32 protein-coding genes and 2 pseudogenes are annotated in these 26204 nt (G+C 62.6%); 17 read left to right on the forward strand and 17 right to left on the reverse strand.

What is annotated here, in order from left to right:
* Positions 1–67 precede the first annotated feature (67 nt).
* Positions 68–1510, forward strand: coding sequence for a sensor histidine kinase (locus tag G6P99_RS25175; protein WP_029080839.1), 1443 nt, complete (start codon positions 68–70; stop codon positions 1508–1510).
* The gene (locus G6P99_RS25180) at positions 1507–2169 is read left to right on the forward strand and encodes a response regulator transcription factor (protein ID WP_029080838.1); all 663 of its coding nucleotides are present in this window, start codon (positions 1507–1509) and stop codon (positions 2167–2169) included. Before G6P99_RS25175 ends, G6P99_RS25180 begins: the two co-directional genes overlap by 4 nt.
* Before the next feature lie 14 nt (positions 2170–2183).
* On the opposite strand, the gene G6P99_RS25185 is transcribed toward G6P99_RS25180, so the two are convergent.
* Genes G6P99_RS25185 through G6P99_RS25195 form a run of 3 tightly spaced genes read right to left on the reverse strand, consistent with a single transcriptional unit; the run spans position 2184 to position 5088 of the window.
* A complete protein-coding gene (locus G6P99_RS25185; RefSeq protein WP_029080837.1) occupies positions 2184–3356 on the reverse strand; it encodes an MFS transporter in 1173 nt (390 codons plus the stop codon).
* Positions 3356–4723, reverse strand: coding sequence for an NAD(P)-binding domain-containing protein (locus G6P99_RS25190; protein WP_029080836.1), 1368 nt, complete (start codon positions 4721–4723; stop codon positions 3356–3358). Before G6P99_RS25190 ends, G6P99_RS25185 begins: the two co-directional genes overlap by 1 nt.
* A 47-nt stretch (positions 4724–4770) precedes the next feature.
* On the reverse strand, positions 4771–5088 hold the full coding sequence (locus tag G6P99_RS25195) for an ArsR/SmtB family transcription factor (RefSeq protein ID WP_029080835.1): 318 nt from the start codon (positions 5086–5088) through the stop codon (positions 4771–4773).
* Between the two features lie 127 nt (positions 5089–5215).
* On the opposite strand from G6P99_RS25195, the gene G6P99_RS25200 reads away from it, so the two are divergent.
* The 4 genes from G6P99_RS25200 to G6P99_RS25215 are packed head-to-tail and all read left to right on the forward strand — an operon-like array spanning position 5216 to position 7072.
* Entirely contained in the window at positions 5216–5578 is a 363-nt protein-coding gene (locus G6P99_RS25200) for an ArsR/SmtB family transcription factor (protein WP_029080834.1), read from the forward strand.
* Between the two features lie 57 nt (positions 5579–5635).
* Complete coding sequence (locus G6P99_RS25205) at positions 5636–6337, forward strand: aquaporin (protein ID WP_029080833.1); 702 nt, start codon at positions 5636–5638, stop codon at positions 6335–6337.
* Entirely contained in the window at positions 6334–6735 is a 402-nt protein-coding gene (gene arsC, locus G6P99_RS25210; RefSeq protein WP_029080832.1) for an arsenate reductase (glutaredoxin), read from the forward strand. The genes G6P99_RS25205 and arsC overlap by 4 nt, the downstream gene beginning before the upstream one ends.
* A gap of 28 nt (positions 6736–6763) precedes the next feature.
* Positions 6764–7072: a hypothetical protein gene (locus tag G6P99_RS25215; RefSeq protein WP_029080831.1), complete on the forward strand. Its 309-nt coding sequence runs from the start codon at positions 6764–6766 to the stop codon at positions 7070–7072.
* Between the two features lie 127 nt (positions 7073–7199).
* Here the strand turns inward: G6P99_RS25215 and G6P99_RS25220 are convergent, their stop codons facing one another.
* Genes G6P99_RS25220 through G6P99_RS25230 form a run of 3 tightly spaced genes read right to left on the reverse strand, consistent with a single transcriptional unit; the run spans position 7200 to position 8114 of the window.
* Positions 7200–7424 (reverse strand): GDCCVxC domain-containing (seleno)protein, encoded by a 225-nt coding sequence (locus G6P99_RS25220; protein ID WP_029080830.1) that lies wholly within the window; start codon positions 7422–7424, stop codon positions 7200–7202.
* A gap of 4 nt (positions 7425–7428) precedes the next feature.
* Positions 7429–7713: a cation transporter gene (locus G6P99_RS25225; protein WP_029080829.1), complete on the reverse strand. Its 285-nt coding sequence runs from the start codon at positions 7711–7713 to the stop codon at positions 7429–7431.
* Between the two features lie 14 nt (positions 7714–7727).
* Positions 7728–8114: a mercuric transporter MerT family protein gene (locus G6P99_RS25230; protein WP_165123741.1), complete on the reverse strand. Its 387-nt coding sequence runs from the start codon at positions 8112–8114 to the stop codon at positions 7728–7730.
* 48 nt (positions 8115–8162) lie between these two features.
* On the opposite strand from G6P99_RS25230, the gene G6P99_RS25235 reads away from it, so the two are divergent.
* The 6 genes from G6P99_RS25235 (at position 8163) to G6P99_RS25260 (ending at position 13650) form a co-directional block, all read left to right on the forward strand.
* Positions 8163–8612 carry a MerR family transcriptional regulator gene (locus tag G6P99_RS25235; protein ID WP_029080827.1) on the forward strand — a complete coding sequence of 150 codons (450 nt, stop codon included), beginning with the start codon at positions 8163–8165 and terminating at the stop codon, positions 8610–8612.
* A 1075-nt stretch (positions 8613–9687) separates the two neighbouring features.
* Positions 9688–10314, forward strand: coding sequence for an HAD family hydrolase (locus G6P99_RS25240; protein ID WP_029080826.1), 627 nt, complete (start codon positions 9688–9690; stop codon positions 10312–10314).
* 25 nt (positions 10315–10339) lie between these two features.
* Complete coding sequence (glp, locus tag G6P99_RS25245; protein ID WP_165123743.1) at positions 10340–11551, forward strand: gephyrin-like molybdotransferase Glp; 1212 nt, start codon at positions 10340–10342, stop codon at positions 11549–11551.
* Positions 11552–11783: 232 nt separating this feature from the next.
* On the forward strand, positions 11784–12488 hold the full coding sequence (gene lexA, locus G6P99_RS25250) for a transcriptional repressor LexA (protein WP_029080824.1): 705 nt from the start codon (positions 11784–11786) through the stop codon (positions 12486–12488).
* Between the two features lie 343 nt (positions 12489–12831).
* Positions 12832–13260: a hypothetical protein gene (locus G6P99_RS25255; protein ID WP_029080823.1), complete on the forward strand. Its 429-nt coding sequence runs from the start codon at positions 12832–12834 to the stop codon at positions 13258–13260.
* A gap of 162 nt (positions 13261–13422) precedes the next feature.
* A complete protein-coding gene (locus tag G6P99_RS25260; protein WP_029080822.1) occupies positions 13423–13650 on the forward strand; it encodes a hypothetical protein in 228 nt (75 codons plus the stop codon).
* Here G6P99_RS25260 and G6P99_RS25265 read toward each other — a convergent pair.
* The 5 genes and pseudogenes from G6P99_RS25265 to G6P99_RS25285 form a co-directional block, all read right to left on the reverse strand.
* A pseudogene (locus G6P99_RS25265) lies at positions 13647–15345 on the reverse strand (ComEC/Rec2 family competence protein); the annotation flags it as partial. The gene G6P99_RS25260 and the pseudogene G6P99_RS25265 sit on opposite strands and share 4 nt — an antisense overlap.
* Positions 15346–17520: 2175 nt before the next feature.
* Positions 17521–17722: pseudogene (locus G6P99_RS25270) on the reverse strand (cold-shock protein).
* A 113-nt stretch (positions 17723–17835) separates the two neighbouring features.
* Entirely contained in the window at positions 17836–18036 is a 201-nt protein-coding gene (locus tag G6P99_RS25275; protein ID WP_165122990.1) for a hypothetical protein, read from the reverse strand.
* Positions 18037–18167: 131 nt separating this feature from the next.
* Complete coding sequence (locus tag G6P99_RS25280; protein WP_165123745.1) at positions 18168–18443, reverse strand: hypothetical protein; 276 nt, start codon at positions 18441–18443, stop codon at positions 18168–18170.
* Complete coding sequence (locus G6P99_RS25285) at positions 18440–19000, reverse strand: hypothetical protein (protein WP_165123747.1); 561 nt, start codon at positions 18998–19000, stop codon at positions 18440–18442. The genes G6P99_RS25280 and G6P99_RS25285 overlap by 4 nt, the downstream gene beginning before the upstream one ends.
* A 95-nt stretch (positions 19001–19095) precedes the next feature.
* On the opposite strand from G6P99_RS25285, the gene G6P99_RS25290 reads away from it, so the two are divergent.
* The 4 genes from G6P99_RS25290 (at position 19096) to G6P99_RS25305 (ending at position 21339) form a co-directional block, all read left to right on the forward strand.
* Entirely contained in the window at positions 19096–19296 is a 201-nt protein-coding gene (locus G6P99_RS25290) for a hypothetical protein (protein ID WP_165123749.1), read from the forward strand.
* A 7-nt stretch (positions 19297–19303) separates the two neighbouring features.
* The gene (locus G6P99_RS25295) at positions 19304–19633 is read left to right on the forward strand and encodes a hypothetical protein (RefSeq protein ID WP_165123750.1); all 330 of its coding nucleotides are present in this window, start codon (positions 19304–19306) and stop codon (positions 19631–19633) included.
* Positions 19634–19889: 256 nt separating this feature from the next.
* Positions 19890–20951: a DUF6161 domain-containing protein gene (locus tag G6P99_RS25300; RefSeq protein ID WP_165123752.1), complete on the forward strand. Its 1062-nt coding sequence runs from the start codon at positions 19890–19892 to the stop codon at positions 20949–20951.
* A 31-nt stretch (positions 20952–20982) separates the two neighbouring features.
* Positions 20983–21339, forward strand: coding sequence for a hypothetical protein (locus tag G6P99_RS25305; RefSeq protein ID WP_334261654.1), 357 nt, complete (start codon positions 20983–20985; stop codon positions 21337–21339).
* Positions 21340–21484: 145 nt separating this feature from the next.
* On the opposite strand, the gene G6P99_RS25310 is transcribed toward G6P99_RS25305, so the two are convergent.
* Positions 21485–21646: a DUF2934 domain-containing protein gene (locus G6P99_RS25310; protein WP_165123754.1), complete on the reverse strand. Its 162-nt coding sequence runs from the start codon at positions 21644–21646 to the stop codon at positions 21485–21487.
* Between the two features lie 277 nt (positions 21647–21923).
* On the opposite strand from G6P99_RS25310, the gene G6P99_RS25315 reads away from it, so the two are divergent.
* Positions 21924–22616 (forward strand): hypothetical protein, encoded by a 693-nt coding sequence (locus G6P99_RS25315; RefSeq protein WP_165123756.1) that lies wholly within the window; start codon positions 21924–21926, stop codon positions 22614–22616.
* A gap of 224 nt (positions 22617–22840) precedes the next feature.
* On the opposite strand, the gene G6P99_RS25320 is transcribed toward G6P99_RS25315, so the two are convergent.
* The 5 genes from G6P99_RS25320 to G6P99_RS25340 all read right to left on the reverse strand — a co-directional run bounded on the left by G6P99_RS25320 (position 22841) and on the right by G6P99_RS25340 (position 26202).
* On the reverse strand, positions 22841–23236 hold the full coding sequence (locus G6P99_RS25320) for a response regulator (protein ID WP_246709622.1): 396 nt from the start codon (positions 23234–23236) through the stop codon (positions 22841–22843).
* Between the two features lie 518 nt (positions 23237–23754).
* Positions 23755–24900, reverse strand: coding sequence for a hypothetical protein (locus tag G6P99_RS25325; protein WP_165123759.1), 1146 nt, complete (start codon positions 24898–24900; stop codon positions 23755–23757).
* Between the two features lie 294 nt (positions 24901–25194).
* Positions 25195–25461, reverse strand: a complete 267-nt coding sequence (locus G6P99_RS25330) for a hypothetical protein (RefSeq protein ID WP_165123764.1) — start codon at positions 25459–25461, stop codon at positions 25195–25197.
* Positions 25461–25805, reverse strand: coding sequence for a P27 family phage terminase small subunit (locus G6P99_RS25335; protein ID WP_165123769.1), 345 nt, complete (start codon positions 25803–25805; stop codon positions 25461–25463). Before G6P99_RS25335 ends, G6P99_RS25330 begins: the two co-directional genes overlap by 1 nt.
* A gap of 127 nt (positions 25806–25932) precedes the next feature.
* Complete coding sequence (locus G6P99_RS25340; RefSeq protein WP_165123774.1) at positions 25933–26202, reverse strand: hypothetical protein; 270 nt, start codon at positions 26200–26202, stop codon at positions 25933–25935.
* Positions 26203–26204 lie beyond the last annotated feature (2 nt).

Below are 26204 nucleotides of genomic sequence, written 5' to 3' on the forward strand. Positions count from 1 at the left end.
TTAATGTGCGTGACGGCCCGGCCCGCCACCGGGCGCCGAGGGCCGTCTGCGACACGAGGATGCGCCGATGTGGATTTGGTCCGGAAGCGATCTGAAGCTGCGCCTGACGTTGCGCGTGGCCGCCGTGTCGACGCTGTGCTTTGCCGCCATCTCAGGCTACTTCCTGATCGACGCCGACCGCGCGGCGCGCGCCAGGATCGCTGCCGTTGCCGATGTCGCCGCCAGGACTCTGGAGCTGCAGCAGAGCAAGATCCAGTGGCTGAACAATCCGCGCGCCGAATTTCCCGATCTCGACAGCATTGCCGCAACGGTCATGACGCCGGGGCTCTGCCTGGCATTTCGCGGCCAAAGCGGCGAGATCAGCCAGCGCTTCTGCGGCGGCGCGCAGACCGACACGGCGGCGCCGCCGCTGGCCTTTGCGGCGCTCTATCGCCGCCTGTTCGATCCCGGCCGCGAGGCCGTGCGCCCGGTGATGTCGCGCGGCAACGCGATCGGCGAGGCTGTGGCCTGGGTCGATCCGGCGGTGCCGACCGCCGAAGCCTGGCACGATGCCGGCCGGCTGATGGCGGCCTTCATGATCGCGCTGCCGCTGCTCTGCGCCCTGGTCTATGCGGCGCTGTCGCGCGCACTGCGTCCGACGCTATTGATCCGCGACGGGCTGGAGCGGATCGCCGCGGGCGACCTCGCCGCGCGGCTGCCGCCGTTCGATCTCGCCGAACTGTCGGCGATCGGCGACGTCTTCAACCAGCTCGCCGAGCGCCTCGCCACCGCACTCTCCGACCGCAACGCGCTGACGCAACAACTGATCCTGGTGCAGGACGAGGAGCGCCGGCATCTCGCGCGCGAGCTGCATGACGAGTTCGGGCAGTCGCTGGCCGCCATCCGCGCGCTGGCCGCCTCGGCGCGCCAGACCGCTGCCCAGGATTGCCCAGCCCTGCTCGCCGAATGCGACGGCATTGCGCGGACCGCGACCGACATGATGGAGACATTGCGCGGCGCCCTCTTCAGGTTGCGGCCGCCCGATGTCGACGAACTCGGACTTGCGGCGAGCCTGGAAGGCCTGATCGCTGGCTGGAACGGCCGCAGCCGGGGGCAACCGCGGTTCGAGATCGCCATATCGGGATCGTTCGAGCGCCTTCCCTCCTCCGTCAGCGCCAATCTCTACCGCATCGTCCAGGAGGCGCTCACCAACGCGGCCAAGCACGCCGGCGCCACGCGCGTGATGCTGCGGCTTCAGATGCGCGAGGCGGCGCCTAGCGACGACAGTGAAATCACGCTCGCGATCGACGATGATGGCCGGCCCGGCGATCCCCAAGGGAATCCCCAAGTCGATCTCAAAGGCGATCCTCAGTTCAAGTCCGGCTTGGGCCTGCTCGGCATGCGCGAGCGGGTCGCCGCGCTCGGTGGGCGGCTGAGCTTCGAGGCCGGACAGCCCAACGGCTCTGCACTCCGCGTCATCGTTCCCGTCGTTGCCAGCCGGGAGGCCGCACCCGTGGAGCGCGCGGCATGAGCAATCCGGTGCGAACCATCATGCTGGTCGACGACCACGCCGTCGTTCGCGAGGGCTACCGGTCGATGCTGCAGAAGCAGCCGGGCCTCTCCGTCGTCGCCGAAGCCTCCGACGGCGTCGAGGCCTACCGCCTCTACAAGGAGACCGAACCCGACCTCGTGATCATGGACCTGTCGATGCCCGGCATCGGCGGCATCGAGGCGATCCGGCGCCTCAGGCAGTGGGACAAGCGCGCAAAGATCCTGGTGTTCACCATGCACCAGAACGCGGCCTTTGCCGTGCAGGCAATCCGCGCCGGCGCCAGCGGCTATGTCACCAAGACCAGCCCGCCGGAGACGCTGGTGCACGCCGTGATGGACGCGCTGTCGGGCAAGATCGCGATCAGCCCGGATATCGACCACGAGCTCGCGCTCAGCCACCTCGCCGGCGAGACCGCAGCCGCCGACCTGCTGACCGCGCGCGAATTCGAGGTGATGCGCATGCTGCTCGCGGAAAAGACCACGGACGAGATCGCCGCGGCGCTGCACGTCAGCCCCAAGACGGTCGCCAACCTGCATTCCCTGATCAAGGACAAGCTCGGCGTCGGCACCGATATCGAGCTGGTCCGCCTCGCGCTGCGGCAAGGCATCCTGACGCAGATCGATCTGGCCGAACGCTGAGCCCGCGGCGGCGGTCACTCCGCGGGTGCGGATGCACGTGCCGAAGATGTGCGCGGCAGCATGGCCAGGGCGATCAGCGCCGACAGGCTGAGCCCTGCCGACACCACGACCACCGCCCGTCCCATCGGCTCGATCAAGAGCCCAAACGCCAGCGGAGCCAGCGCCTGGCAGATGCGGGACGGTGCCCCGATCAATCCGAGCCGGTAGGCATAGTTCTCCGATCCGAAGATCGCGAGCGGCAGCGTTCCCCGCGCAATCGTCAGAATGCCGTTGCCGGCGCCGTGCAGCAGCGCGAACGCGGCGGCAGCACCGCCGCCGAAGATGCCGATCACGCAGGCCCCGATCGGATGGGTGATGCAGGCCAGCCGCGTCGAGAGCAGCGGATGGAATCGGCTGAGCAGGCTCGCCTCGAGAATGCGCGCACCTACCTGCGCCGGACCGATCATCATCCCGGCGAATACGGCCTGCGCCGGCGTCGCTCCGAAGGTTTCCACGATCCGCGGCAGATGCGCCGCCATCGCCGACGTCACCGTCCAGGCGGCGGCGAATGCGAAAGAAAGCACCACCATGGTCCGGTCGATCGGAATATGCGGTTTTACGGGCGTGCCCTGCGAAGATACCGCACGTAGCGTGCGCGGCAGCAGCAGATTGAGCGGCAGTCCGATGACGAGATGCGCAATCGCCCAGGCAAAGCAGGTCTCCCGCCAGCCGATCGTGGCGAGGCCAAGCGAGCTCAGCGGCCAGCCAACCGTGCTGGCGAATCCGGCAATCAGCGTAATGCCCGTGATCGAGGCACGCGCATCGCTGCCATAGATGCGTCCGAGCGTGCCGAACGCTGCATCGTAGAGCCCGAGCCCCATGCCGATGCCGAGCAGCAGCCACGCCGCCGACATCGTCCACACCGACCCGGACGCGCCGAGCAGAGCGAGCCCGGCAGCGAGGACAACGTTCGAGGCGCAGAGCACCTGCCGCCCACCGACGCGATCGATCTGCCGGCCGACCCGCGGGCCGAGCAACCCGGAGATGACCAGAGATGCGGAGAACGCCGCAAAGAACCAGTTGCTGGAAATCCCGAGGTCGTGCGCGATCGGATCGGCGAGGATCGCGGGCAGATAGTAGCTCGACCCCCAGGCCAGTGTCTGGGCCGTGCCAAGCGCGGCAATGATGGTCAGTCGGCTGCGGTCCATCAGGAGCAGCCACAACCGGCGCGACCCGCCGCCTTGGCGGCTACGTCATCCGCGCAGCAAGCGTCGGCTTGAACAGGAGCCGGACCGCCGCAGCAGCTGCCCCCAGCGCCAGCGCCTTCGACACCCCCGCGCGTACAGACGCCGGTCTCGGGCAGTTCCAGCTCCACGCGTTCGGCCGCTTCGCGATCTCCCGCGATATCGGCGGCGATCGAGCGCACCTGTTCGTAGCCCGTGATCATCAGAAAGGTCGGCGCGCGGCCGTAACTCTTGATGCCGGCGAGATAGAGGCCGGGATCGTCCTGAACCAGTTCGCGCGCGCCATGCGGCCGCACCGTTCCGCAGGAGTGCTCGTTCGGATCGATCAGGGGCGCCAACGCCATCGGCGCTTCGATTGCCGGATCGAGGCGCAGACGGACCTCGCCGAGGAACGACAGGTCGGGACGAAATCCGGTGGCGACGATCAATTCGTCAACAACGATGCTGCGTCCGCAACAGGCCGCGGATGTCGCGATCCGGAGCCGGCCATCCAAGCTGCCGATCGCGGCGACCGGAAAGCCCGCCTCGACCTGAACACGGCCCGAGGAAACCAGCGAAGCAAAGTGCGCGCCCAATTCGCCCCGGGCGGCCAATTTGTCATTCGCGCCGCCACCAAAGGCCTTTGCAGGGTTAGTGCCGCGAAGCAGCCAGATCGGACGCGTGTCCGGCTCCTGCTCCGCCAGCGTCGTCAGATCGGTCAGCGTGCCGATCGCGGAATGCCCGGCCCCCAGCACGGCAACCGCCCTGCCCGCATATCGGTACCGGTCCGTGCCGAGCACGTCAGGCATTCCGTAGGTGATATTCCCTTGGGCCTCGCGCTCCCCGATCGCGGCAAGCCCGTTTGCACCGGCCGGGTTCGGCGACGCCCAGGTGCCGGAGCTGTCGATCACGGCGTCGGCGCGCAGCGTCTCCGGACCTCTGCCATTCTGATAGCGAATTTCGAACGGCGCCTTTTCGCGGTCCTTCGTCTTGGCCTTGTCAAAGCCGGCGCGCGACACCGCGGTGACACGGCTCGACGTCCGGATCACGTCCTTGAGCGGCGTCCGGGTCGCGAGCGGAATGAGATACTGATCGAGCAGTTCGCCGCCGGTCGGGTACACCTTGGGATCGGGCCGATTCCAGCCGACGTCGGCAAGCAGCCGCGCGGCGGCTTGATCCACATTGTATTCCCAGGGCGAGAACAGCTGAACATGCTGCCATTGCCGAACCGCATGGCCGGCCTCGGCTCCCGCCTCCAGCACCACCGGCGTCATGCCGCGCTCCATCACATGCGCCGCCGCCGCAAGGCCGACCGGACCCGCTCCGATGATCGCGACCGTCTTTGCTGGCATCTGCTCATCCCGTCTTTCTGGAATTATCGAATGACCCGACAAAAAAATCAGGCCGCCGTCTGCGCCGCGTTGCATTGCGATTCCTCGACGCAACACTCCGCCACGAGGAAATCCACCAAGGCTTGCATCGTGGCGTATTCGGCATGGCAGACCAGCGTGGTCCCCTCGCGCAGTTGCGAGATCAGGCCAACGGAGACCAGTGCCTTGACGTGATGCGACAGCGTCGACGCCGGAATCTTCAGCCGCTCCTGCAGGCGCCCCACCGGCATGCCGGCATGTCCAGCGCGGACAAGGGCTCGGTAAATCTTGAGCCGGGTCGGATTGCCCAGCGCTTCCAGGCGTGCAGCTGCGTCGTCGATCTTCATCCGCAAAACATGCGTCCTCGCCCGACCTCCGTCAATCGATATTTCTAGAATATTCGAAATATATGATGCAGCCGCTTGAGGCGAATCCCGCTTGACCTCCATGTGATATTTCCATAAATCTGGATATATGGAAACTGAAGAAGCAGTACTGGCTCTCGCCGCACTTTCGCAACCGACCCGGCTGGAGGCGTTTCGGGCGCTCGTCAAACACGAGCCCGAGGGACTCGCGGCCGGCGACCTCGCCCGCCTGCTGGAGGTGCCGCAAAACACCCTGTCGGCGCATTTGTCGATCCTCACCCGCGCACGCCTGGTCACCTCCGAAAGGCGAAGCCGATCGATCGTCTATCGCGCCAACCTCGACGAGTTTCGCAACGTCGCGGTGTTCCTGCTCCGCGATTGCTGTGACGGACGGCCGGAGATTTGCGCGCCGGTCGTCGAGAGCTTGCAGCCATGCTGCCCACCGCAGCGAAAGGAGCGGACGCGTGGCTGAGCAAGGCGCGATCGATTTCGCCGGCCGGGCAATTCATCCAGAGCCCAGGGCCGGCTGATGGACACGTTCGACCTTCCCCGGCGCCTTGCCGCCGAAGCGCTCGGCACCGGCATTCTCGTTGCGACCGTGGTCGGATCCGGCATCATGGCCGAAACTCTGACCAAGGATGTCGCTCTTGCGCTTCTCTGCAACACGTTGCCGACCGGGGCGATCCTCGTCGTCCTGATCACCGTGCTCGGTCCGATTTCCGGTGCCCATTTCAACCCGGCCGTTACGCTCGTCTTTACCGGCCGGCGCGAGTTGCCGGTGAACGAGGCCGTGCTCTACATCGCAGCGCAGATCGCAGGCGGCGCCGTCGGCACGATGGCGGCGCATCTGATGTTCGCTCATCCCTTGATCGACGTGTCGATGAAGGTCCGGACCGGCGGACCGCAGTGGTTTGCGGAAGCCGTGGCCGCCTTCGGCCTGGTCGCCACCATTCTGGCCGGTATCCGTTTTCAGCGCGCGGCCGTTCCCTGGCTGGTCGGGCTCTACATCACGGCCGCCTACTGGTTCACGGCATCGACGTCGTTCGCCAATCCCGCCGTTGCGATCGCACGCTCCCTCACCAACACGTTCGCCGGTATTCGCCCCATCGACCTTCCCGGGTTCATTCTCGCCGAGCTCTGCGGCGCGATGGCCGGCATGTTACTGATGAACTGGCTGCTCGGACGTCCCAAACTGTCCGGCCCCGTTGCCATTGCGGAGACACGACCATGACCGTCACGATCTATCACAACCCGGATTGCGGCACCTCGCGCAACACGCTCGCGATGATCCGCCAGAGTGGCACCGAGCCCGTCGTCATTGAATATCTCAAGACGCCGCCGGCGCGCGAAACACTCAAGGAGCTGATTGCCGCGATGGGAATCTCCGTGCGCGCCCTGCTGCGCGAAAAGGGAACGCCTCACAAGGAGTTCGGCCTGGACGATCCGAAATGGACGGACGACGAACTGCTCGATGTCATGCTGGCGCATCCCATTCTCATCAACCGGCCGATCGTGGTGACGTCGAAGGGTGTGCGGTTGTGCCGGCCGTCCGAGGCCGTCATCGATCTTCTGGACTCGCCGGTTGGACGGTTCGTGAAGGAAGACGGCGAAGTGGTCGCGGCGCGATGAAGTGACGATGCGGCCAATGGAGCGACCGATGCTTTGGACCGCGACCAACCTCTACATCCAGATCGTTGCCGGATTCATTGGCGCTCATCTCGTCGCCGCGGTGGTGCGCGACCACGCATTCGGGTTCTGGGGCCACAGCGCCGCGGGCCTGATCGCTGGTGCGCTGGGAGGTTACTTTCTGCAAAGCTATGCAGCGACCGTGGTGATGGGCAATGGCGCTCTCAACGAGTTGCGACCTGCCGACAACTTCTTCCTCCAGGCCGCTACGGGCGTCACGCTGGGCGGCATGGGTATGCTGGCCATCGGGATGCTGACGCACCGGCCCAAGAGCGATTGATCGGCTCTCATTCGACGAGCAGCCTCACGTGTGAAGCGGCGTGGCCGACACGGACGGACTTGACGCTGGTGTGCACACTGCCAAGCCAGTTGCTCGAGGTTTGGATCGGCGCGCTGGTCATCGCCTGTCACGCGCAGCAGGAGGCGGTACCCGGTTCGCCGGCACGCACGGCTTGAATGGGCGGACACGGCACCGAGCCGTAGGAACAGAACACGCAACAATCGCCCGACTTGGGCTTTAGCTTTGTGCCGCAGCCGGTGCATTCATAGAAGAACTGACAGGCGTCGGTCGGCATGATCTCCGTTTTCGCAACGGCGCAGTGCGGACAGGTGATCGTTGATTCAAGAAGCATCGGATCAGCCCTTGGGTGCGGACGGATAACCTGCCTTGGTGGTCGCCGTTGTGAGTTGGTTCACATCGGCTTTCGCATCATCATAAACAACCGTTGCGGTCTTGTCCTTGTAGGACACCGCAACCTTGGCAACGCCGGGAACGGCTTCAAGGCTTCCCTTGACGATGGATGGGCAGGCCGCGCAATCCATATTGTTCACGGCCAGGACAATCGTCTTGTCTGCGGCCATCACTGCCGGCGAAGCGATGATGCCGACGGCAAAAGCCGCGACGGCGACAAGCTTGTTCATGGGAAATTCTCCAGTCATGAGTCAAGAAAGAGAGGTGCGATGAAGTCGAGGCCGAGCGCGGCGACGACAAGGATCGTTGCGAGGATGAGGCTGGTTTTGACGATGCGGTTCGGCAGCGGGCGCGCGCAGGCCTCGCCATCGGCGCAGGCGCGCGTTGAGGATCGGCAGACCAGCCAATAGCCGTGCCCGAGGCACACGAGCGTGGCGGCGATGAAGTACGGCTGATAGGCGGCCAGCCGGGTGAAGTTCCCGATCCAGGCCCCGCTGACCCCGAGGCCAAACAGCGCAAGTGGCAGGATGCAGCAAGACGACGCCGCAAGCGCGCCAAGCAGGCCGCCCGCCGCGATTAGCCTTTGTCGCTGCCGATTGTCGGCAATGTGATCCGCCTGATTGCTCATCATGCGCTAAACCATGCATCCTGTAGTGACTACAGGATCAAGGGCTATTTCATGCGCGCCATCACGTCTTCGGGAGTCGGAAACATCTCGATCGGCGAGCTATCCGAGCTCAGCGGCGTGAACATCGAGACCATCCGCTATTATGAGCGGATCAAAATGCTGCCCGCGCGGTTCCGAACGGCGAGCGGTCGACGGGTCTACGGACCGGCCGAAAGACGGACATTGGTCTTCATCCGGCGATCCCGCGACCTCGGGTTCACACTTGAGGAGATTCGCGCCTTGCTGGCTCTGGGAGGGCCAGGACGCGCTCCGTGCGCCGACGTGCACAAGATCGCGAGCGCACATCTGGCGAACGTTCGTAAAAAACTCTCTGACCTCGTCAAGCTTGAATCCATCCTGGCGGAAACGGTTGCGCAATGCTCCGACGGCGCCACCCCCGACTGTCCGGTGCTTGATATTCTGGATGCCGGCCGGCCGACTAGCCAAATATCCGATGTCTGACGCACCGGTTGGACGCTCGTGAAGGAGGACGGTGGTCGAGGTGCGGTAGGCGACCTGGGGTCCCACGGCAGCCCAATTGCGAGGGGTCTTCACGGACTGCATCAGTGCTTCCAGGACAAGCCGAAAGTTCCTCGGAGGGAGCCGGAACGGACACGAACCCACGTTAGTTGAACAGAATGATTTTCGAAGATGGACCGTCATCACCGTGACCCGGAAAACCTTGCAGGCACGCTCCGAGCAAGCGCTCGTCGTCATCATTCTCAGCACCGGCGCGCTGATCGCCTATTTCGGCCTGGCGCTTTCGAGGATGTGAGAGGCTGGCTCCGAGGGTGCCTTGATGCGCCAAAGCCGGTGCCGCCCTGCCACTGAGTTGCCCGACGGCGCAAGCCCCTCGCGCAAAAATCTTTCTGTTTATCGGCACGCCCAACTCAGTGTATGAATCTCCCCGTCTCACCCGATCGAGGGGCGCTGCGCATCGTCACGGGTGTTGCGGTGAGATGCGGTGGACGCCGAGCGTGTGACTGACGAGAGCACGCGAAGCGGACGGGGAAGTCGTGTGGTCCTGACGCCCTAGCGGCCGGTGTCCCCAAGCAAAGCGCGAAAGCGTTTTGCGAAGGCGGTGACAAAAAAGCCCAGTCTCGCCGGGGAGAGCACGAAATAATCCGTAAGCCATCGCGCAGGGAAAGCCGGATTGCTCCGGTTACACCTGTGGTCCTACCCCCGAGCTTTCTACCTTTGCTCGGGGCCCATGGGTGCGATCGGCACCCGGCTTTCCCTGCGCCCTCTTCAAGGAGAGGGCGGAACGAGAAGCAAGGCTCGGACAAATCATGTCGCGAGAATGCGGGCGCATGCCCCACAGACCGTGCCACACATTCACCGTCGTCCCGGCGAAAGCCGGGACCCATAACCACAAAAGAATATTGTTGAGCGTCGCTGGAACGACGAGTCCCGTTCACTACAATTGCTGCGGCGTATGGGTCCCGGCCTTCGCCGGGACGACAGGGAAGTCGCATGCCTGCCGCACAAATCGGGGAGATTGCCGCCTGCCCGCAATTTTCGTACATGGTTTCACGCAATGACCTCGCAACTCTCTCCCACTTCCGTCGACGTGCTGCTGTTCGATATCGGCCGCGTCGTGCTCGATATCAGCCTCGACAAGGCGATGACGCACTGGGCACAGCATGCCGGTTGCGCGCCGGCCGACCTCGCCGGCCGTTTCGTCGTCGACGACAGTTACAAGCATCACGAGATCGGCCGGATCGACGACGCGACGTTCTTTACCAGCCTGCGCCGGTCACTCGGCGTCGAGCTCACCGACGCGCAATTCCTCGAGGGCTGGAATTCGATCTTCACCGGCGAGATGCCAGGCATCGCCCCCTTGCTCGCGGCCGCCGCCAGGCGAATGCCGCTCTACGCCTTCTCCAACACCAACCCGGCCCATGTCGCGCATTTCTCGGTCGCCTATGCCGAGTTGCTCAGCCACTTCCGGACCGTGTTCCTGTCCTCGAACATCGGCCTTCGGAAACCCGACGCCGCGGCCTACGATCATGTGATAGAAGCGATCGGCGTGCCGGCGTCGCGGATCCTGTTCTTCGACGATCTGGCTGCCAATATCGAAGGTGCGCGGGCGCGCGGCCTTCAAGCCATCCACGTGACATCGACGGATGACGTGGCAAGGGCGCTGACCGCACTTGGTATTTGACCATTTGCCTTGAGGAGTTTTGCGCGTGGCCCTGATGCCGGTTGCCGATGCCCTGTCCGCCGTTCTTGCCGGCGCCGAACCGCTGCCGGAGGAGATGGTCGCGCTCGATGCCGCCTACCACCGCACGCTGGCGCACGACCTCGCGGCGCGCCGCACCCAGCCGCCGGAGCCGATGTCGGCCATGGACGGCTACGCGGTGCGCGCCGCCGATGCGGCTCATCTCAAGGCCCGTCTCAAGGTGATCGGCGAAGTCGCCGCCGGCCGGCCGTTCGAGCGGACGCTCAGTGCCGGCGAAGCGGTGCGGATCTTCACCGGCGGCGTCATCCCCCATGGCGCCGACGCCGTCATCATCCAGGAAGACACCCGGCTCGACGGCGACCACATCTCGATCACGGAGGCTGCGAGCCCAGGACGGCACATCCGCCCGGCCGGCGTCGACTTCCGTGAGGGCAACCTGCTGCTGAACCGTGGCAGCCGCCTCTCCGACCGCGCGCTTTCGCTGGCGGCCGCCATGAACTATCCGGAACTCGCGGTGCGCCGCCGCCCGAAGGTCGCGGTGCTCGCCACCGGCGACGAGCTGGTGATGCCGGGCTCAAGGCCCGGCCCTGGCCAGATCGTCTATTCCAACGGCTATGCGCTGCGGGCACTGGCGCGCGCCGAAGGCGCCGAGACCGTCGATCTCGGGGTTGCCGCCGACACGGTGGCAGCGACCACCGCCGGCATCCGCCGGGCGCGCGAGACCGGCGCCGACATCCTGATCACCACCGGCGGCGCCTCGGTCGGCGACCACGATCTGGTCAAGCAGTCGCTGGAGGCCGAGGGCGTCGCGATGGCGTTCTGGCGGATCGCGATGCGGCCCGGCAAGCCGATGATGCACGGCCGGCTCGGGGCCATGCGGGTGATCGGCCTGCCCGGCAATCCGGTATCGTCCTATGTCTGCGCCTTCCTGTTTCTGGTGCCGTTGATTCGGGCTTTGAGCGGCCGGAACACGATCCATCATGTCCGCACGACCGCCCTGCTCGGCCGCGACCTCGCCGCCAACGACCAGCGCGAGGACTATCTGCGCGCGCGTCTCGAGGAGCGCGAGGACGGCGCGCCGATCGCGACTCCGGTGATGCAGCAGGATTCTTCGCTGCTCGGGAATCTCGCTGCGGCACGGGCACTTCTGGTGCGTCCGCCGTTCGCCCCCGCCGCCGCCAAGGGCAGTGAATGCGAGATCCTGATGCTGCCTGAGTGAGGTTTTCGCGGGCTAGCCGATTGCGCGCCGCCTGATGCGTTCACCGGAAATTAAGTGGTTGCGGAACACATATCGAACATATAGTGTCCGTTCATGATTTGTTTCGAGTGCTGGTGTCTACAATCGGGAAGCCGCCAGGGAGCATTGCGCTCCCGAGATCAGGCCCCGTCTGAAGGCCCCAACTGAAGAGTCTCGGAATCGAACGACGCTACCAACCGGGGGAATACTCGAGATGCTCACGCGCAAACAGTACGAACTTCTGCGTTTCATCAATGAACGTCTGAAAGAGGCCGGCGTGCCGCCCTCCTTCGACGAGATGAAGGATGCGCTCGACCTGCGCTCGAAGTCCGGTATCCACCGCCTGATCACTGCGCTGGAGGAGCGCGGCTTCATCCGCCGCCTGCCCAACCGCGCCCGCGCCATCGAGGTCATCAAGCTGCCCGAGCTGTCGGCCGGCGGCGGCAACGGCCGCCGTGGCTTCACGCCAAGCGTCATCGAGGGCACCCTCGGCAAGCGCAGCAGCACGCCGCCGATCGCCGAGGACGACGGCAACCGTCCGGTCGCCGTCCCGGTGATGGGCCGGATCGCGGCCGGTACGCCGATCGAGGCGCTGCAGACCCGCAGCCACACCATCAGCGTGCCGCCCGACATGCTCGGCTCCGGCGAGCATTATGCGCTTGAGGTACGCGGCGACTCGATGGTCGACGCCGGCATCCTCGACGGCGATATGGCGCTGATCCAGCGCAACGACGTCGCCAACACCGGCGACATCGTGGTGGCGCTGATCGACGAGGAGGAAGCCACCCTGAAGCGCTTCCGCCGCCGCGGTGCATCGATCGCGCTCGAGCCGGCCAACACTGCCTATGAAGTGCGCATCCTGCCGCCGAACCGGGTCCGCATCCAGGGCAAGCTGATCGGGCTGTATCGCAAATACTGACGGCGGCGGAGCATGATCCGGAAAAGTGCGAAGCGGTTTTCCGAAAAGACCATGCTCGAACAGACATATGGAGCGGGATGACGATTTGAAGAAAAAGTCGTCCCGATCCAGGAACGAGCAACAGATCGGATCGTTCCTTGGAAGATAGCGCAGCGTGCGGACCAGCTTGGATGCGCCCCGATACCTCTCGCGCAGTGTAGCGCGTTTGTGATTGAGGCGTTCGACGGCCAGTCGTACAATCGCCCAGAAACGAGCAGACACTCGTTTGCTATCGTCCACTCTGGTAGAGGCCTGCGCCTCAGGGAGAGGCACGGGTCGCTACCTCGAAAAGAGGAGCCATCCGATGTGTGACTATAGTCTGCACGCCGTGGCATCGCGCCCCGCCATTGTCGGAGAGACGCTGATCACCACGACTTTCCGCGGCACGTCGACCCGCGGCTTTGCTTCGGAGAACGATCCCACTGTCGCGGTCTGCATGCTGCCGGGCACCGAGCTCGCTTTCGCCGAGAACGTTCGCTACGACAGCCGCTGGATCTGGACCAAGACGATGAATTTCCGCGTCGGCGTGTTCAACGAAGTCGAGCCCGACGTGCCCGATCGCCATCATGATGCGGTCGAATTCCCCGACGGCAGCCATGTTCTGGTAACCCAGCTCGTCGAGGGACAGCGCGTCAGCGTGCTGCAGTTGCCGGCACTGCATCCGCAGGTCGAGCACAAGCCGAAGGTTGTGGAGCGGCGCCCCTCCGCATTCGCGTCGCTGTTTTTGGGTTGAGCGCATCGTCGCCGCGGAATGAGCCATTCGGCGGCGGATGACCTTAAGCGATTTCGAGCGACCCCGGATTTCCGCTTCCGGGGCGCATGAGGAGATTTGCATCGGCGAGCGCCTTGGCGCATCATCGCGTACGGAAGACGTGCACTCACGGAAACCTGCGCAGTGGTCGACAAGGTCACATGGCAAAAGGCTGGACGCGTCACCGAGCCGGGCCGCTACTTGTTCCGGTTCGGCTGGCTGACAGTGACGGCCGATGATCTCAAGGTCTGGGAGCAGTTTCCCGAGGCCGTCTTCACCCTCGTCAAGAAGCCCGACGCCGGCCCCGATTCCGACGAGTACCATCTCGGCCTGTTCGAGCTGCCGACCGGCACCTCGCCCGGCAACGGCTAATCATCCCCCTGCAGGTCGGTCTCGGCCGGTGTCGCATCGACTGCGGGCCGCGGCGCGGCGGCGGGTGTACGGAGGACCGTCTCGCTCTCGCCGTCACCGGGAACCGCCGGCGACCACGGCCGGTCGATCCCGCCGGGCTTCACCGCATCGATGGCGTAGCCGTCCCTGTTTCGCCGTAGCACCAGCGCACCGTGGCGCCGCAGCCGCTCGGCATCGATCACCGAGGCCGCGCAGCCCTGCGGCGCCGGCCGCGCGGTGACGATCAGCGCCGCCCGCTCGCAATCGTCGGCCAGCGCCTCCGGCCGCATCGCCAGTGCGACGAAGGCACCGCCCGGACCCTGGGTCGCGCAGCCGCCCGGATCGCAGGAGACGCCCTCGCCGAGCGACGCATCGGCGGCGGTCCGCGCATCGGCATCCGCCGCCAGCCATTCCTTGACCAGGAAGGCATCCTTCGCGCTATGCATCAGATGCAGCCGCCCGTCGCCGCCGCGTACCGCGACGTTCCGGCCGTCGGCGGAAATCAGGACGTCAGGCAGCGGCACCCTCACCGCCCAGACTGTGGCCACTACCAGCAGCACCGCGCCGGACCAGCGCAGCGGCGTGCGCAGCAGTCCGAGCAGGATGATGCCCGCGCTTGCGACGATCAGCGGCCCGATGCCGAACGCCGCCATCCGCCCCACCGCGCCAGGCAGCGCGGCGACCCATTGCGTCACCAAAATCATCCAGTCGATGCCAAAGCCCATGATCGCCCAGAACACGCCATCAAAGCCGAACGGCATGGCGAGGAGGCCGAGCAGGCCCGCCGGCATCACGATCGCCGACACCACCGGCATCGCCGCGAGGTTGGCGAGCAGCCCGTAAGGCGTCACGCGATGGAAATGGAACGCGGCGTAGGGGGTCGTCGCCAGCCCCGCCACCAGCGAGGCCAGCATCAGCATCGTGAGCTCGCGCCCCCCCCCACAGCGCGACCCGCGCGGTCGCCGAATGGTCGGGCGAGGCCAACAGGTTCGGCAGCCCGATCTGCACCAGCGCCACCAGCCCGAGCGTTGCGGCAAACGACATCTGGAAGCTCGGATGCACCAGCGCCTCCGGCGCGATCACGAGCACGATCAGCGCCGCCACCGCCAGGGTGCGAAAGGTGATCGCGCGGCGGTCGACCATCACCGCGATCAGCACCACCGCCGTCATGAGGAACGATCGCTGCGTCGCGACCTCGGCTCCCGACAGCAGAAGATAGAACGCCGCGGCGACGAGCGCGGCCGCGGCCGCCCATTTCTTGATCGGATGTGCCGCCGTGAGCATTGGGAACAGCGCGAGCAGCGCGCGCACCGCGAAGAACACCACGCCCGCGACCACGGCCATGTGGTAGCCGGAGATCGACAGCACGTGGCCGAGCCCCGAGATGAACATCGCATCATTGACCGGCGTCGAGATCGCGTCGCGCCGGCCGGTCAGCAGCGCGGTCGCGATCGCGCGCTGGTCGCCGTCGAGCGTGGTGCGGATGCGCGCATCGATGGCGTCGCGCAGGCCTTGCATGAAGGCGGCATAGCGCAGCGCCAAGCCGCCGGCCGCCGACGGTTCCCTGGTCTTGACTGCGCCCATCACGAAGCCGGAGGCGCCGATGCCCTGGAAATACAGGTCGCGGCCGAAATCATAGGAGCCCGGACGCTGCGGCCCGAGCGGCGGCATCAGCCGCTAGCGATGATGATAAGCAATTGATATTGCTAGATTAAAATTGAGTTAGACGGTTTGATCCACAACTCAACCCACAAAACAACGACGACCCCGGCGGGGGCGCCAGGCCGGGGTCGCCATTCTCACTCCCGGCGGGGTTGGGGGAGCTCACAACCGGGAGCAAACAAACTACGCCCGATATCGCCACTCGTTCCTGTGCCCTTTGGCGCACTAGCCGGCTCCATAGGGATACTTCGTGTGGTGCGCACCAGAGGTAGTGCTGTCCTAAATCGGACACTCGCAAAGCGGAACTGGGACACCTTCCGGTTGTTAATTGCCTGAGCAGTAGATCCCTTATCGGAGGGCGAGTTCAGATGTGGCTGCATCATATTCGGATGGACGGGGTGGAGATTGCCTTCGCCGGGACTATGGCTGTGTCGTTCATCGCGCTTCTTGCCAGCATCGCGTGGCTATTGATGGGATGACCTAGGAGGGAAACTAGGGACACTGTTGCACGCAGGCTATTGCGGGAGGATCAGAGGGGGCACAGCATCGAAGCTGCCGACCTCCAAGAGATAAATCGGCGGATCAAGTAACGGCCCCAGCACCGGCCCCCCAGGCCCCAGAGGTGCTGGGGCCGCTTCCATTTGGAACATGGGCGGGACGGCTACAGTTATCGCAGGTTCGGTGCCGGCCAGCGGTACCGGACGATGAACCAATCGCGCTAACTCGGCCTCAGCTTGTATCCCTCGCTGGGGCCGCTTCCTTGGGTACTCGCGACGGGGAACTGTCGCCTCGGGTTCGCAAAGAGACCTGGAGCTGGTGCGCCTTCATTGTGATCGCCACCGGACGGCCCAATTGCTCGGCGATTTTGGCAGCGGGTAATTTGCCCGCCATAGCTTTTAACTTTTCTATATCTTCGGTGGTCCAGGAGCGAGCAGGTTTCGACATCTTTCCACCCTCAAAAGTTGGCCAATCTCTTAGGCAGTAAAAACAGGAAAGGTTCCTAGGCGGCCGCCTCGAACCGTTAGCAAATGAGCAACCTGATTGGCGCACGCTTTCCTCGGGACGGGACCGTTGGGGACTTGCACGGTCACGTTTCGGAGGAGCTGGCGCGCCGCCCCGCCTGCCGGCTCCTCTTTCTTCAAATTTGTGTATGGCCTGCAAAATGAGACGACCCCGGCAGGGGGCACCAGCCGGGGTCGCCTACTGACTCCCGGCGGGGGCTTGGGGAACCTGAAAACCGGGAGCCAAACAAACTACGCCCGACATCGCCACGCGTTCCTATGCCCGAACGAGATTGGGGAGACCGCTCGGGGAATTGCGCGTGAGCAATCCCCCGACGATTAAATAGCAACTTGTGCATCGCACTAACGTTTGATCGAGCTTGGGAAATATTCAGGGCCCAGGTTTTGGAATGAACGCCGCCGGGACGCGTATTTCGAGCCCGGCGGCGTTGCTTTTTCGGATCAGCCCCGCCCTGGAACTTGCCCATCTTTGTGCAGTTATCGGTCGGTGCCTCGGAAGGATTTGGCTATGATTCGCCTCCTGTCGATTCTCACCTTTAGCGCGCTCTGCATCCTTCCGGATCGAGCATCCGCTGATCAGGTGAAGCCGCGTGAAAATCTGGCATCCGAGATCAGTTCTCGCCAACGGTGCGCGTGTGGCGCGACCCGCATTATTCATCACAGGCGGTATCGAACCGCGTACTTAATTGGCTATGACGTTCTGCCGTATCGCTACGGCTCGACATTCGTTTGGGAACCGCCGTATCGATATTACAGGCGCTAGCAACCTCGAAGAAAAACCCGCCGGGTGTGAACCGGCGGAGCCTATGTCAACCGCTTGCACAATGAGAACGACCCCGGCAAGGGCGCCAGGCCGGGGTCGCCATTCTCACTCCCGGCGGGGTTCCAAACCAATGAAAATGGCACCCGTTTGGATCCTTTAGAGCGCGGGGCCGTTGATGCCCCATCGAGGGGGCTGAACCCGGAGGTGGGTTATGTGCGACGTTCCTCGGGATATTCAAAGAAAGTTCGAGCGACGGTGGGCCGCCAGATTTGCGCGGCCAATGGAATCGCGCCGGCCCGAAAGGCATCAATCTCAAAAGCCGAGCCAACCGGTCGCCGCTTCCCTGAAGGCGCAGAGAAAAACCGGCCGAATTGAACCGACGGGCTTGAGTACGACTACGGTGCGTTAGCCCACTCTCAGATTTTCCGCGGACGTTTTGCCCCGGTTTTCCCTCTTCGTAACTCACCTTGGCACCCTCGTTGAGGCTGCTCAGACCGGCCTTTTCTACGGCCGAGATGTGCACGAATACGTCCTTGCCGCCGTTGTCGGGCTGGATGAATCCAAATCCCTTAACTGGATTGAACCATTTCAAAGTGCCTGTCGCCACGTCGCTCTCTCCCTTTGATTGAAGCAATGACGGGCAACCTAGGGGGAGTGCGTCACGCCGCAAGGAAAAACCCGCCGGCGTGAACCGGCGGGCGCTCCTCGGATTCCTCGAGGCTAGATACTGTTGAGCGCGGCGACGGCGGTCTTGAGAGCTGCCATATGCCATTCGACTTCCGGGCAAATCTCGTCATCGATAACATATTGGATCAACGCCGCAGCGCCGGCTGCCGTTGTAGGCTTCATCCGGGAAAGGCGTCCCGCACATTCGTCCTCGGCCTCTGTTGCCCGGTCCAGTTTCTCACACTTCACCGCCATCCCGGCGCGCTCATCCCACGCTTTCCCTGCGGCCAGCTTTGCTTGCCAGCGGGCCCTAGCGTCGAGATACTCCTGTTCGATAATTGCCGGATCGATCTCTGCCTCGCGCAGCAGCTGGTCGCGCCGGTTGTCTATTTCAGACCCGCCGATGTGATAATCACGCCAATGGATAAGCGCGACAGGGCGCCGACCGTGCTCATCTCCGGCTTCATCTCAGCGCGGTCCCACTCATCATAAAGTTCGCAGCGAAGCGTCTGAAGCCTCCTGTGATCCTCAATCAGCGCGAAGATTGGATCGACGACGCCGGCCAGCGAGGCGTCTGCGGCTTTGACTGATCCGGTGAGTGTTGAGGCGGCGGCTGCACCCGCCAGCACGCGTAGACCTACCCTTCGCGTTACCGGTTTCATGCCATGCCTCCCATCTGCCAATCGTTCGTTCCGGCCTGCTCGTGCAAGCCATCATGATCGCCGATGCCGGACTCAGCGGGATCCCGCTCTAGATCGCGGCGCCCGCCCGCGGCCCATAACTCCTGGCTTTGGTAGTGATCGAGACCGCCCAGGCTGGGCTCGTGGTCGGCAAGATCATGCTCTGCGTCGACTTCGAGTCGTTCTTCGCCAAGATGGTTTTGCCGGTTGGACAGACGCTGATCAGTCATCCGGTCAAAGCTTCCAAGATCCGGTTCGCGATCGTCGCCGCCACCGCCGCGGCCTTGGCCTGGAAATGCCTCCTGCAGGCCGAGGGATGGCTCGGCGTCGCCATCGTCCTCGAGCTCGCGAGAGATGTAGTCGTCGGTCCGGTCTAGGAACTGGAGGAGTCTGTCGACCTCCTCTCTGGCTTCGCGCCGGAGGCGCCCTATCGCGACGAACAGATCTTCGGGGGAAACATCGGTCTTGAAGTAGAGCGCACCAGCGGACGCCGCAGCGCTAGGCATAGCTGTGCTATTCTCAGAATCAACCTGAGCCATGAAACACCTCATAGTTTGGGCCAGGCCTGTCGCGGTGTTCCTAGCACCTCGGCAGGCCGCTTGGTTTTCAAGCAGATTTAGGGTATGACCTAAATATGAAATCGTCAACAAAAAAGGTCACACCTAAAAAACGAGGCCGTCCGGCGACGGGTAAGGATCCCCTTGTCAGCACCCGCATGCCACCGACATTGATCGCGGCTGTCGAGGCGTGGGCCTCACAGCAAGATGACGATCCTGGACGCTCCGAAGCCATCCGCCGGCTGGTCGAGATCGGGCTAAAGGCGAAGGGAAAGTAGAAAAGGGATGGATTGGCTTGCCATCCTGCTACTTGCTTATTTGATGCGCGGCGGATCGCGGCTTCTCACCGACTTTAGGGCTGAGCCGCAGGATCAGCCGAGCTATGTGAACGGGTCTATTAGCATGACCGCGGTTGCCGCTCTTTTATGGTGGTGGAGGAAGCGACCATTGCAGATCGTGGTCGGTCTCATCTGGGTCTTTGCCATCTTCGGGATGCTATATTGGTTGCTCGGTTTCGCGATCACCTCGCCCGTCATTCGTCTGGCGATCTTGTCTATCCCGGTGATTCACACCTATGTGGCCGCGCTTTTAAGCCGCCCAAACCGTCAAGCCTAACCAGGATCGAACGGTGGAGGAATTTTAGTATCTGGTTATTACGTCCTTGCTGAACAGCGGATCACCGAATGACCGCACGGGGTGGCGGCGGCGATGGACCTGCGACCGCGCGTGCGGCCCGCGGCGACGTCGTGTTCTCCACCGAAAAATCACGGATTCTGTACAATCCGAGAGTGCGCTTCCCTGCGCGCATAGGTTGCGGTAGGTTCGTGACCAAATCTGAGAGAATAAAGCTCGAAGAGCTGGTGGGGGCAGGATGGAAAGCTGGAGCGTTATAATCCCTAGCCAGGGAGTAAGCATTGTCGGCAGCAAAGACGACATAGTGAAATTTTTGAACGCAGAAATCGCCTATTTCAGCAAGCTTTTAATCAGTGGCCAGCAGATTACTCTCGGTGGGCAAGGTTTTGGAAACCTGCGGTTAAGCGAGCCCGCAGTGGAAGCGCTGACGTCGATTGTGCGTGACGTCCAAGCTAACAAAAAAGAATCCCTCGAAGAATACGTGCAAGACGCACGCGCCAGACAAGTGCTCATCGGCGCAAGCGCGGTAGGCCGCCGAGTAGAACAGATAAAGGCATCGAGCGAGGCAGGCGCCGCAATTCTCGCGGCGATTTACTGCACAAAATGGATGCATGCGTCTCATCCAGCGGGGCGCGACATAATTCACGTCTTCCGAGCGGTCGCATTCGCAAATCCCGCGAACTTCGCATTTGACGATCTCTTGTCGGCCTCAGATGCTGCCGCCAAAGCAGCTGAAGCCAGCAAAAAGAGCGATGCTGCCGCGCAAGCTCTCAATCAATTCATTGATGACAAGAGGGCTCTTATTGGAGAGCTCGAAGATCTGTATCGAAACAAGCTGACAATAGAAGAGCCAGCACGATCATGGCAAACCATTGCAGTCAAGAAAACACGCATATGGCGATTGTGGCTTGCGATATTCGCTCTGATGACTGTTGCTCCGATATTTGCTGCGTTGGAGTACTGGAGCGTTGTCTCCGACGCCATCGGCAAGCTAACCGGGGCGTCCAATGGCGGCTTCTCCATTTCGGGGCTTGCCGCAATCTCAGTGCCGGCGCTGCTTTACGCTTGGTTGCTAAAGAACATCAGCCGCGTGTTCATTCAAAATCTCAACCTCGCTGACGACGCGGACCACCGGCGCTCCTTGGCGCTCACCTATATGGGTCTGCTTCAGAACGAAAAGCAGCCAGCAACGGATCAAGACAGGGCAATCATTCTTAACGCCCTTTTCCGTCCAATTCCCCCTCAGACGGGCGACGAAGGCCCACCGGCCGGACTTCTCGATCTGATTCAGAAAAAATGACGCGGCCCCGTGACGAGCCTTGGCGACGACCTTGCCGGACGACACGACCAAGGCGAATTCGGTGCGACAAACTGTCAATATCACGAGGAACATTCGGCACCTCGCGGCATTTTCCAGGATCGAACAAACTGGAGGCTACGAGATGAAATACGTGTTGGCTGTTGCCGCTGTTGTCGCCCTTGGCACCCCCGCTTTCGCTGATGAAGTTGGTGTCCATGTCGGACCCGTGGGTGCCGGCGTAACCACTGGTGAATCCCACGTCGATCGGGACCGCGACCGCGACCGCACCACCGTGATCAAGGAGCGCGAGCCCGCCGATCGCACGACTGTCATCAAGAGGGAGCATAACGAACCGCGCGAAAAGACTATCATCAAAGAGCGCGATTGATTTGCAGGGCCCCCGCATCGGCGGGGGCCTTTTCCATTCTATTAGCAGCGATGCCGCTCCGTACCGATTTGACTGGGGGCGATGGTCCGATTTGGCGACGAGACGCGTCCCTGAGAAAGCTGCTCGCAGGCTCGTGAGCCCCCACTTAAAGGTTATCAGGGGTCCGGAGCGGAGAAGACTTATCTTCATTCCGCAATTCTTGTTCGGCCAACTCCCAAAATTCCTTGTCGCGGCCTTCAGGTTGCCCCGCCTTTTCCCAGAGCTCCTGGGCGCGGGCCCGGATCTGTTCTTCAGTCGGTTCTGCCATGTGTACTCTCCCTAGAGCAATTCAACCGCGCGCTTCAGGAAATAGTTCCCTCTAGTTTCGAGGACTGCGCGCAACCGGAAAAAAGCGACCCGGCTCTGGTGACGCTCGTCCGGTGTTCTCCACCGAAACTGCGCCGAACCAGGACGTTAGCTGACCTTTTAACGCGGAACGAAGAACGGCCGGCCGCAATGCGGCCTTTTGGCGCGCCTTGAAAACCACCTCATGGCCACATGCGACTTACGCTAGGTAAATGGGGCTGGCTTCGGAGAAGCTTACGATGCCCGATCAAACTCACAGTCCGAACGCAAGCATTCTTGCCACCCTCAGGTCTGCTGAGGCGCAAAGGATCAACTTCCATTTGGGACCGTGGCATATCGACGGCGCTGCTTTTGAGCGCATCGCCAGAGCTATAGAGGTTGGGGATATCAAGATACGAGTTGAACCTCTGCCCCAAGACGTTGAGGCCCGATACGATGATTTCAACGATTATGTCGTGGTACCGCCGGCCTTCTTCGCAGGGACGGTAGGTGACAGGGCTGCCATTATCCACGAGTGCGTCCATGCCATCGTCGACTTGCAGAATAGCAAGGGACAATTTGAATCGTCCAACGAGGCCGCGGCGTTTCTGGCATCGTTCCTGTTTCGCCTCAATAGCGGCGAGGCCATCCCACCCGCCACGGGGGGTAATGCCAACGTTAGACTCGTGACAACCGCTGAAGGGATCGCGCGCAATTTGCAAAAGCAGCCCGGGGCAGCGGTACCAACCAGGGACTTATCCGATCTACGGTGGAGTATCGCCACGCACCCTCATTATAGAACCAAAGGCGTGACCTACATTTCACCGAATTCCTCCGATGGTCTGTTTAGGCTGAAGATGCGAAGGAAGAGCGAAAATACCGATCCCAACCGCCGCGGACAAACGGATTTGAACTACACAAAGAACCTGCCACCAGGGTCGCGGTTGGCATGACGCAAATTGAGAGTGCGGTCTTGACCCATCGGCAGTAACCGGGGCGGCAGATTGACCGATCCCTAGCGGCTTCACCCCGCGCGGGATCGGCGCGATCATGGGCAGAACCTACGGAGGCGTCGGTTTTGGTGCGGTCGCCGCCTCGGCCGTCAAACCCCCATGCCCTGGCGCCGCAAGCCCGCTCACTTCCTCCGTTACTCGACCGGACCCGTCGATCGCACGCCCTACCCTTGCGACAGCGGGATCTGGTTCAGAAGTTGAGAAATCGCCGTCACGATTTGCGCAAGCGCGAAAGGCTTTAGCAAGAGGACGCTGTTCGGCACGCCATGTGAGGGCCACTCGTCGGCACCCTCTCCGGTCATGTAAACCACTGGCATTTGCGGATTAAGCTCTCTTGCGCGCCTGGCAACATCCCAACCGTTGAGAGTACCAGGCAAATGAATGTCAGTGATGAGGGCTCGGTATTCTTGCACGCGCTCCTCGAGGAGGGCAATCGCTTTCTCCCCAGATGAAATAGCTTCTGTTTTGAAACCGCCGTCGGCCAAGGCTTCCTGGACCAGATCTTGAATAAGAGCGTCATCCTCAACCACGAGGATCACCAATATCGGTTGCTCTAGCACGCCCGCATCCTCCTGCCGCGCCAACGCGACAGTGGCTAAGTTACAAAGTGAACACTTGTTCCTGGATCTAGGGGTGTGGCGGCATCGTGCTGTACTGTGATGTCGCCGTCAGTATGATTATGGCAGCGTTCCGTCCTTGGTTTAGCGCGCACGGAGGCGCATATTGGCGGGATGACAGAAACACATGTAATTTTCCAAGCGGAGGCGTCCAAAGACGGGTGGCGGATCGTTTGCCACTGCCCTGATGGAAAGACCGATTTCGTGACTGGATTCTTAAATGAACAATCCACCGTAAATTGGCTCAAAACCGAGCACTGCGCCCATTGGCTCAAGGTAAGGGGCTATCTCCCGTGAGCGACCCTAGGGACCTTATTCGGCCATGACAGAGTCGAACGTCACGGGAGCAGATTCTGAAGCGTGCCCGGGAGATCCATAATGCCCTGTGGCCCTTCCAAGGGATGAGCTGCCTCACACACCCAGATGGCGTTGGATTGCGTGACCACTGCCGCTCCTCCTTTTCAACCACATATGACGCCGGAGAAGGATCCTCCGCCGCCAGCGTTGCCCCCACCGACTCTAAGGCCGAGGAAGAACCTGTCGAGCGATGAGTTCTGCGCGCTGAACGCACCGGTGCTGCGGCTTACCGCGTATCCGTTGTCACCGCCGGGCACCGACGCCTGATGGGCGACATTTGCGAACGTCATGTAGTTCATCGACACATTGCTGCCGGACGTCGGCTTGATCGCGACGGCATACGGCACGCCGGGCGTCAGCTCCCACCCAAAGCCGGTGGTGAAGGCCAAGTTGTAGGTTTCGACGCCGGTGCCAGCAACGGTGTTCGCATCGACCGAGCCGGATGCGCGAGCAACCGGCGTGCCAAGCGGGTCTTCGTACAACACATAATCGAAGTCGCCCGAGACGTTTCCGTACATCACTACGCCATACGCCTTGCAGGCATATGGCACCTGGACGATGTTCGCATACTCTTTTGGCGTCGAAGTATTGTTCCACGACTTGCTGCTACCGGAAGAAATCAAATAAGTGCCCAACAAGGCGCCTCGCACACCGTCGTGGGCGCGAAGCTCGAAATTCGGAGTCAGTTGCTGCCCGACGAACGACGAGCCGTTGTACGTGCAAACATTGGGTATCCCGTTCGAAAATCCAGCATTCGGCATCGACCTAACCAAGAGCGCGTCGGAGCCTGCTCGCGCGGTTAGTTGCAAAAATATCGCAATGCGCTCTGCTTGAGCTATGGTCCTGGTTCCGGTGGTCGGTACAACATCGTTCCACGCGAGCTGCGTCAGCCCGCTTCCACCAGTGATGACCGCCGCAACATCAGGCGTGATCACGCCTGAGGAGTTTACCGGACGCCCCGTGGGACCATTGCTGGTGTCCAACGAAGCGATCCCGACCTTTAAGGTCGAACCGCCGTTCGCCCAGGTCCCCGAGCCTAACTGAAAGCCGATCAGCGATGATCCGCTGGTGTCGATCGTATGTGACCCATGATCGTCCCACCACATGTCGCCAATCGCAACATAGGCCGCATTAGCGGCGCCGAGATTGTTCTCGCTGATCGAGGCATTGCCGAGGGGAGTTGCTGCCAACTGATTGACCGGCATTCCGATCAGGTTGAACTGCGGGCTATTGAATTCAGCAATAGTCATCTCGGAACCCTTTTGGCGTGGGGTAGAAAGGTTTCGTCGTGCTCTGAGCAAGCTTTCGCTAAACTGCAGCGACTTGCGCGATTGATTTCTTCTCGGATTTCTAGTGCCGCTCGGCGGGTCTGCGTCCACAATAGACCGTCGCTGTAGCTCGGCCCCGTTAGATCCTCGTCAAGGGGCGAAGCGTGCCAGGGAGGCAACCCCAACGCTCGCCGGAGCGCGTACTCATCGCCGGCCTCAAAGGCTGCGAATACCTCCGGCGAAAGTGTGATCGTGCGACGCTTCGAGACCCTTCGTTTAACGGGCATAGCGCGTCTCCCAAGGCCGACCGAACTTCTCGAGCGCCCAGCACACCTTGTCTGCCGGTTCAGCGCGGAGATATTCCGCTCCCAGGCGACGCCATGCGTCCTCGGCCAGCGGATGTCCCTCACCTGTGGCCGACAATCCAATGTCCTCGAGATCATCGAAGAAATCGAAGCCGACATCGAACATTTCGGACCATGCCCGCAGTTCGTCCGCGGGCGATAGAGATCGTTGCTTCGGTACTCGGCGTTTCACTGGCATCACACACCTCGCCGATTCGACGCGAGCGCGGGCGGTCGGCGGCCCGATGCCGGAGGCTCGGTATCGAGATCAAGCTCGCGAACAAGCCGGGAGAAGCCGATACGGCTATCCCGCTCGATCGCCACGGCCGGATGCGGACGCACACCGCCCTCGCGGCCTTCAACGACCAAACCGTCGCGCAACAGCAACTCTCGAGCCTGCTGAAGCCTATCCCAAGCCTCACAGGCGGCCTGTAAAAGGCGCAGATGGTGGGGTTCAAGCGCATAATCTCTGACGACAGAACGCCACCAAACGCGGGTTGGCTCGGCCAAATGTGCTGGTGGTTTAGGGGTTTTGGCTTTCATTTCAGTTTTTCATCGCTTCGATTGGCCGAGTTTTTGAACGGGGGCAGCGCCATCGCGCGTTTTTGGGCGAAACCGGTTCTAAAGGGGTGGGCCGTAGAGCCTTAACCCTCCCTCCCCCTCACCAGCTTCAGTGGCGGGTCTGGCTGGATGGTCGGATGCGCCGGCTCTGTTCGGCCTTGAGCTCGCTGACGATCGCCTCGAGCTCGTCTACCGACACGCGATAGCCCAGACGCTCCACGCGCTCGATCTTCTCGGCGAGCTTGAGGCTGACTTTGACGTCGCCAGGGCGACTGGCACGCACGCCTGTCTTGATCTCCTTAAGCTCCAGTTCGCGCCGTCGAGCGGCGAACTTGGTGGCCAGACGCTGTCGGCGTTCCTGAATTGAATTGCTGCTCATGA

It is taken from the genome of Bradyrhizobium sp. 6(2017) (assembly GCF_011058295.2).
In the GTDB taxonomy this organism is placed as follows: Bacteria; Pseudomonadota; Alphaproteobacteria; order Rhizobiales; family Xanthobacteraceae; genus Bradyrhizobium; species Bradyrhizobium septentrionale.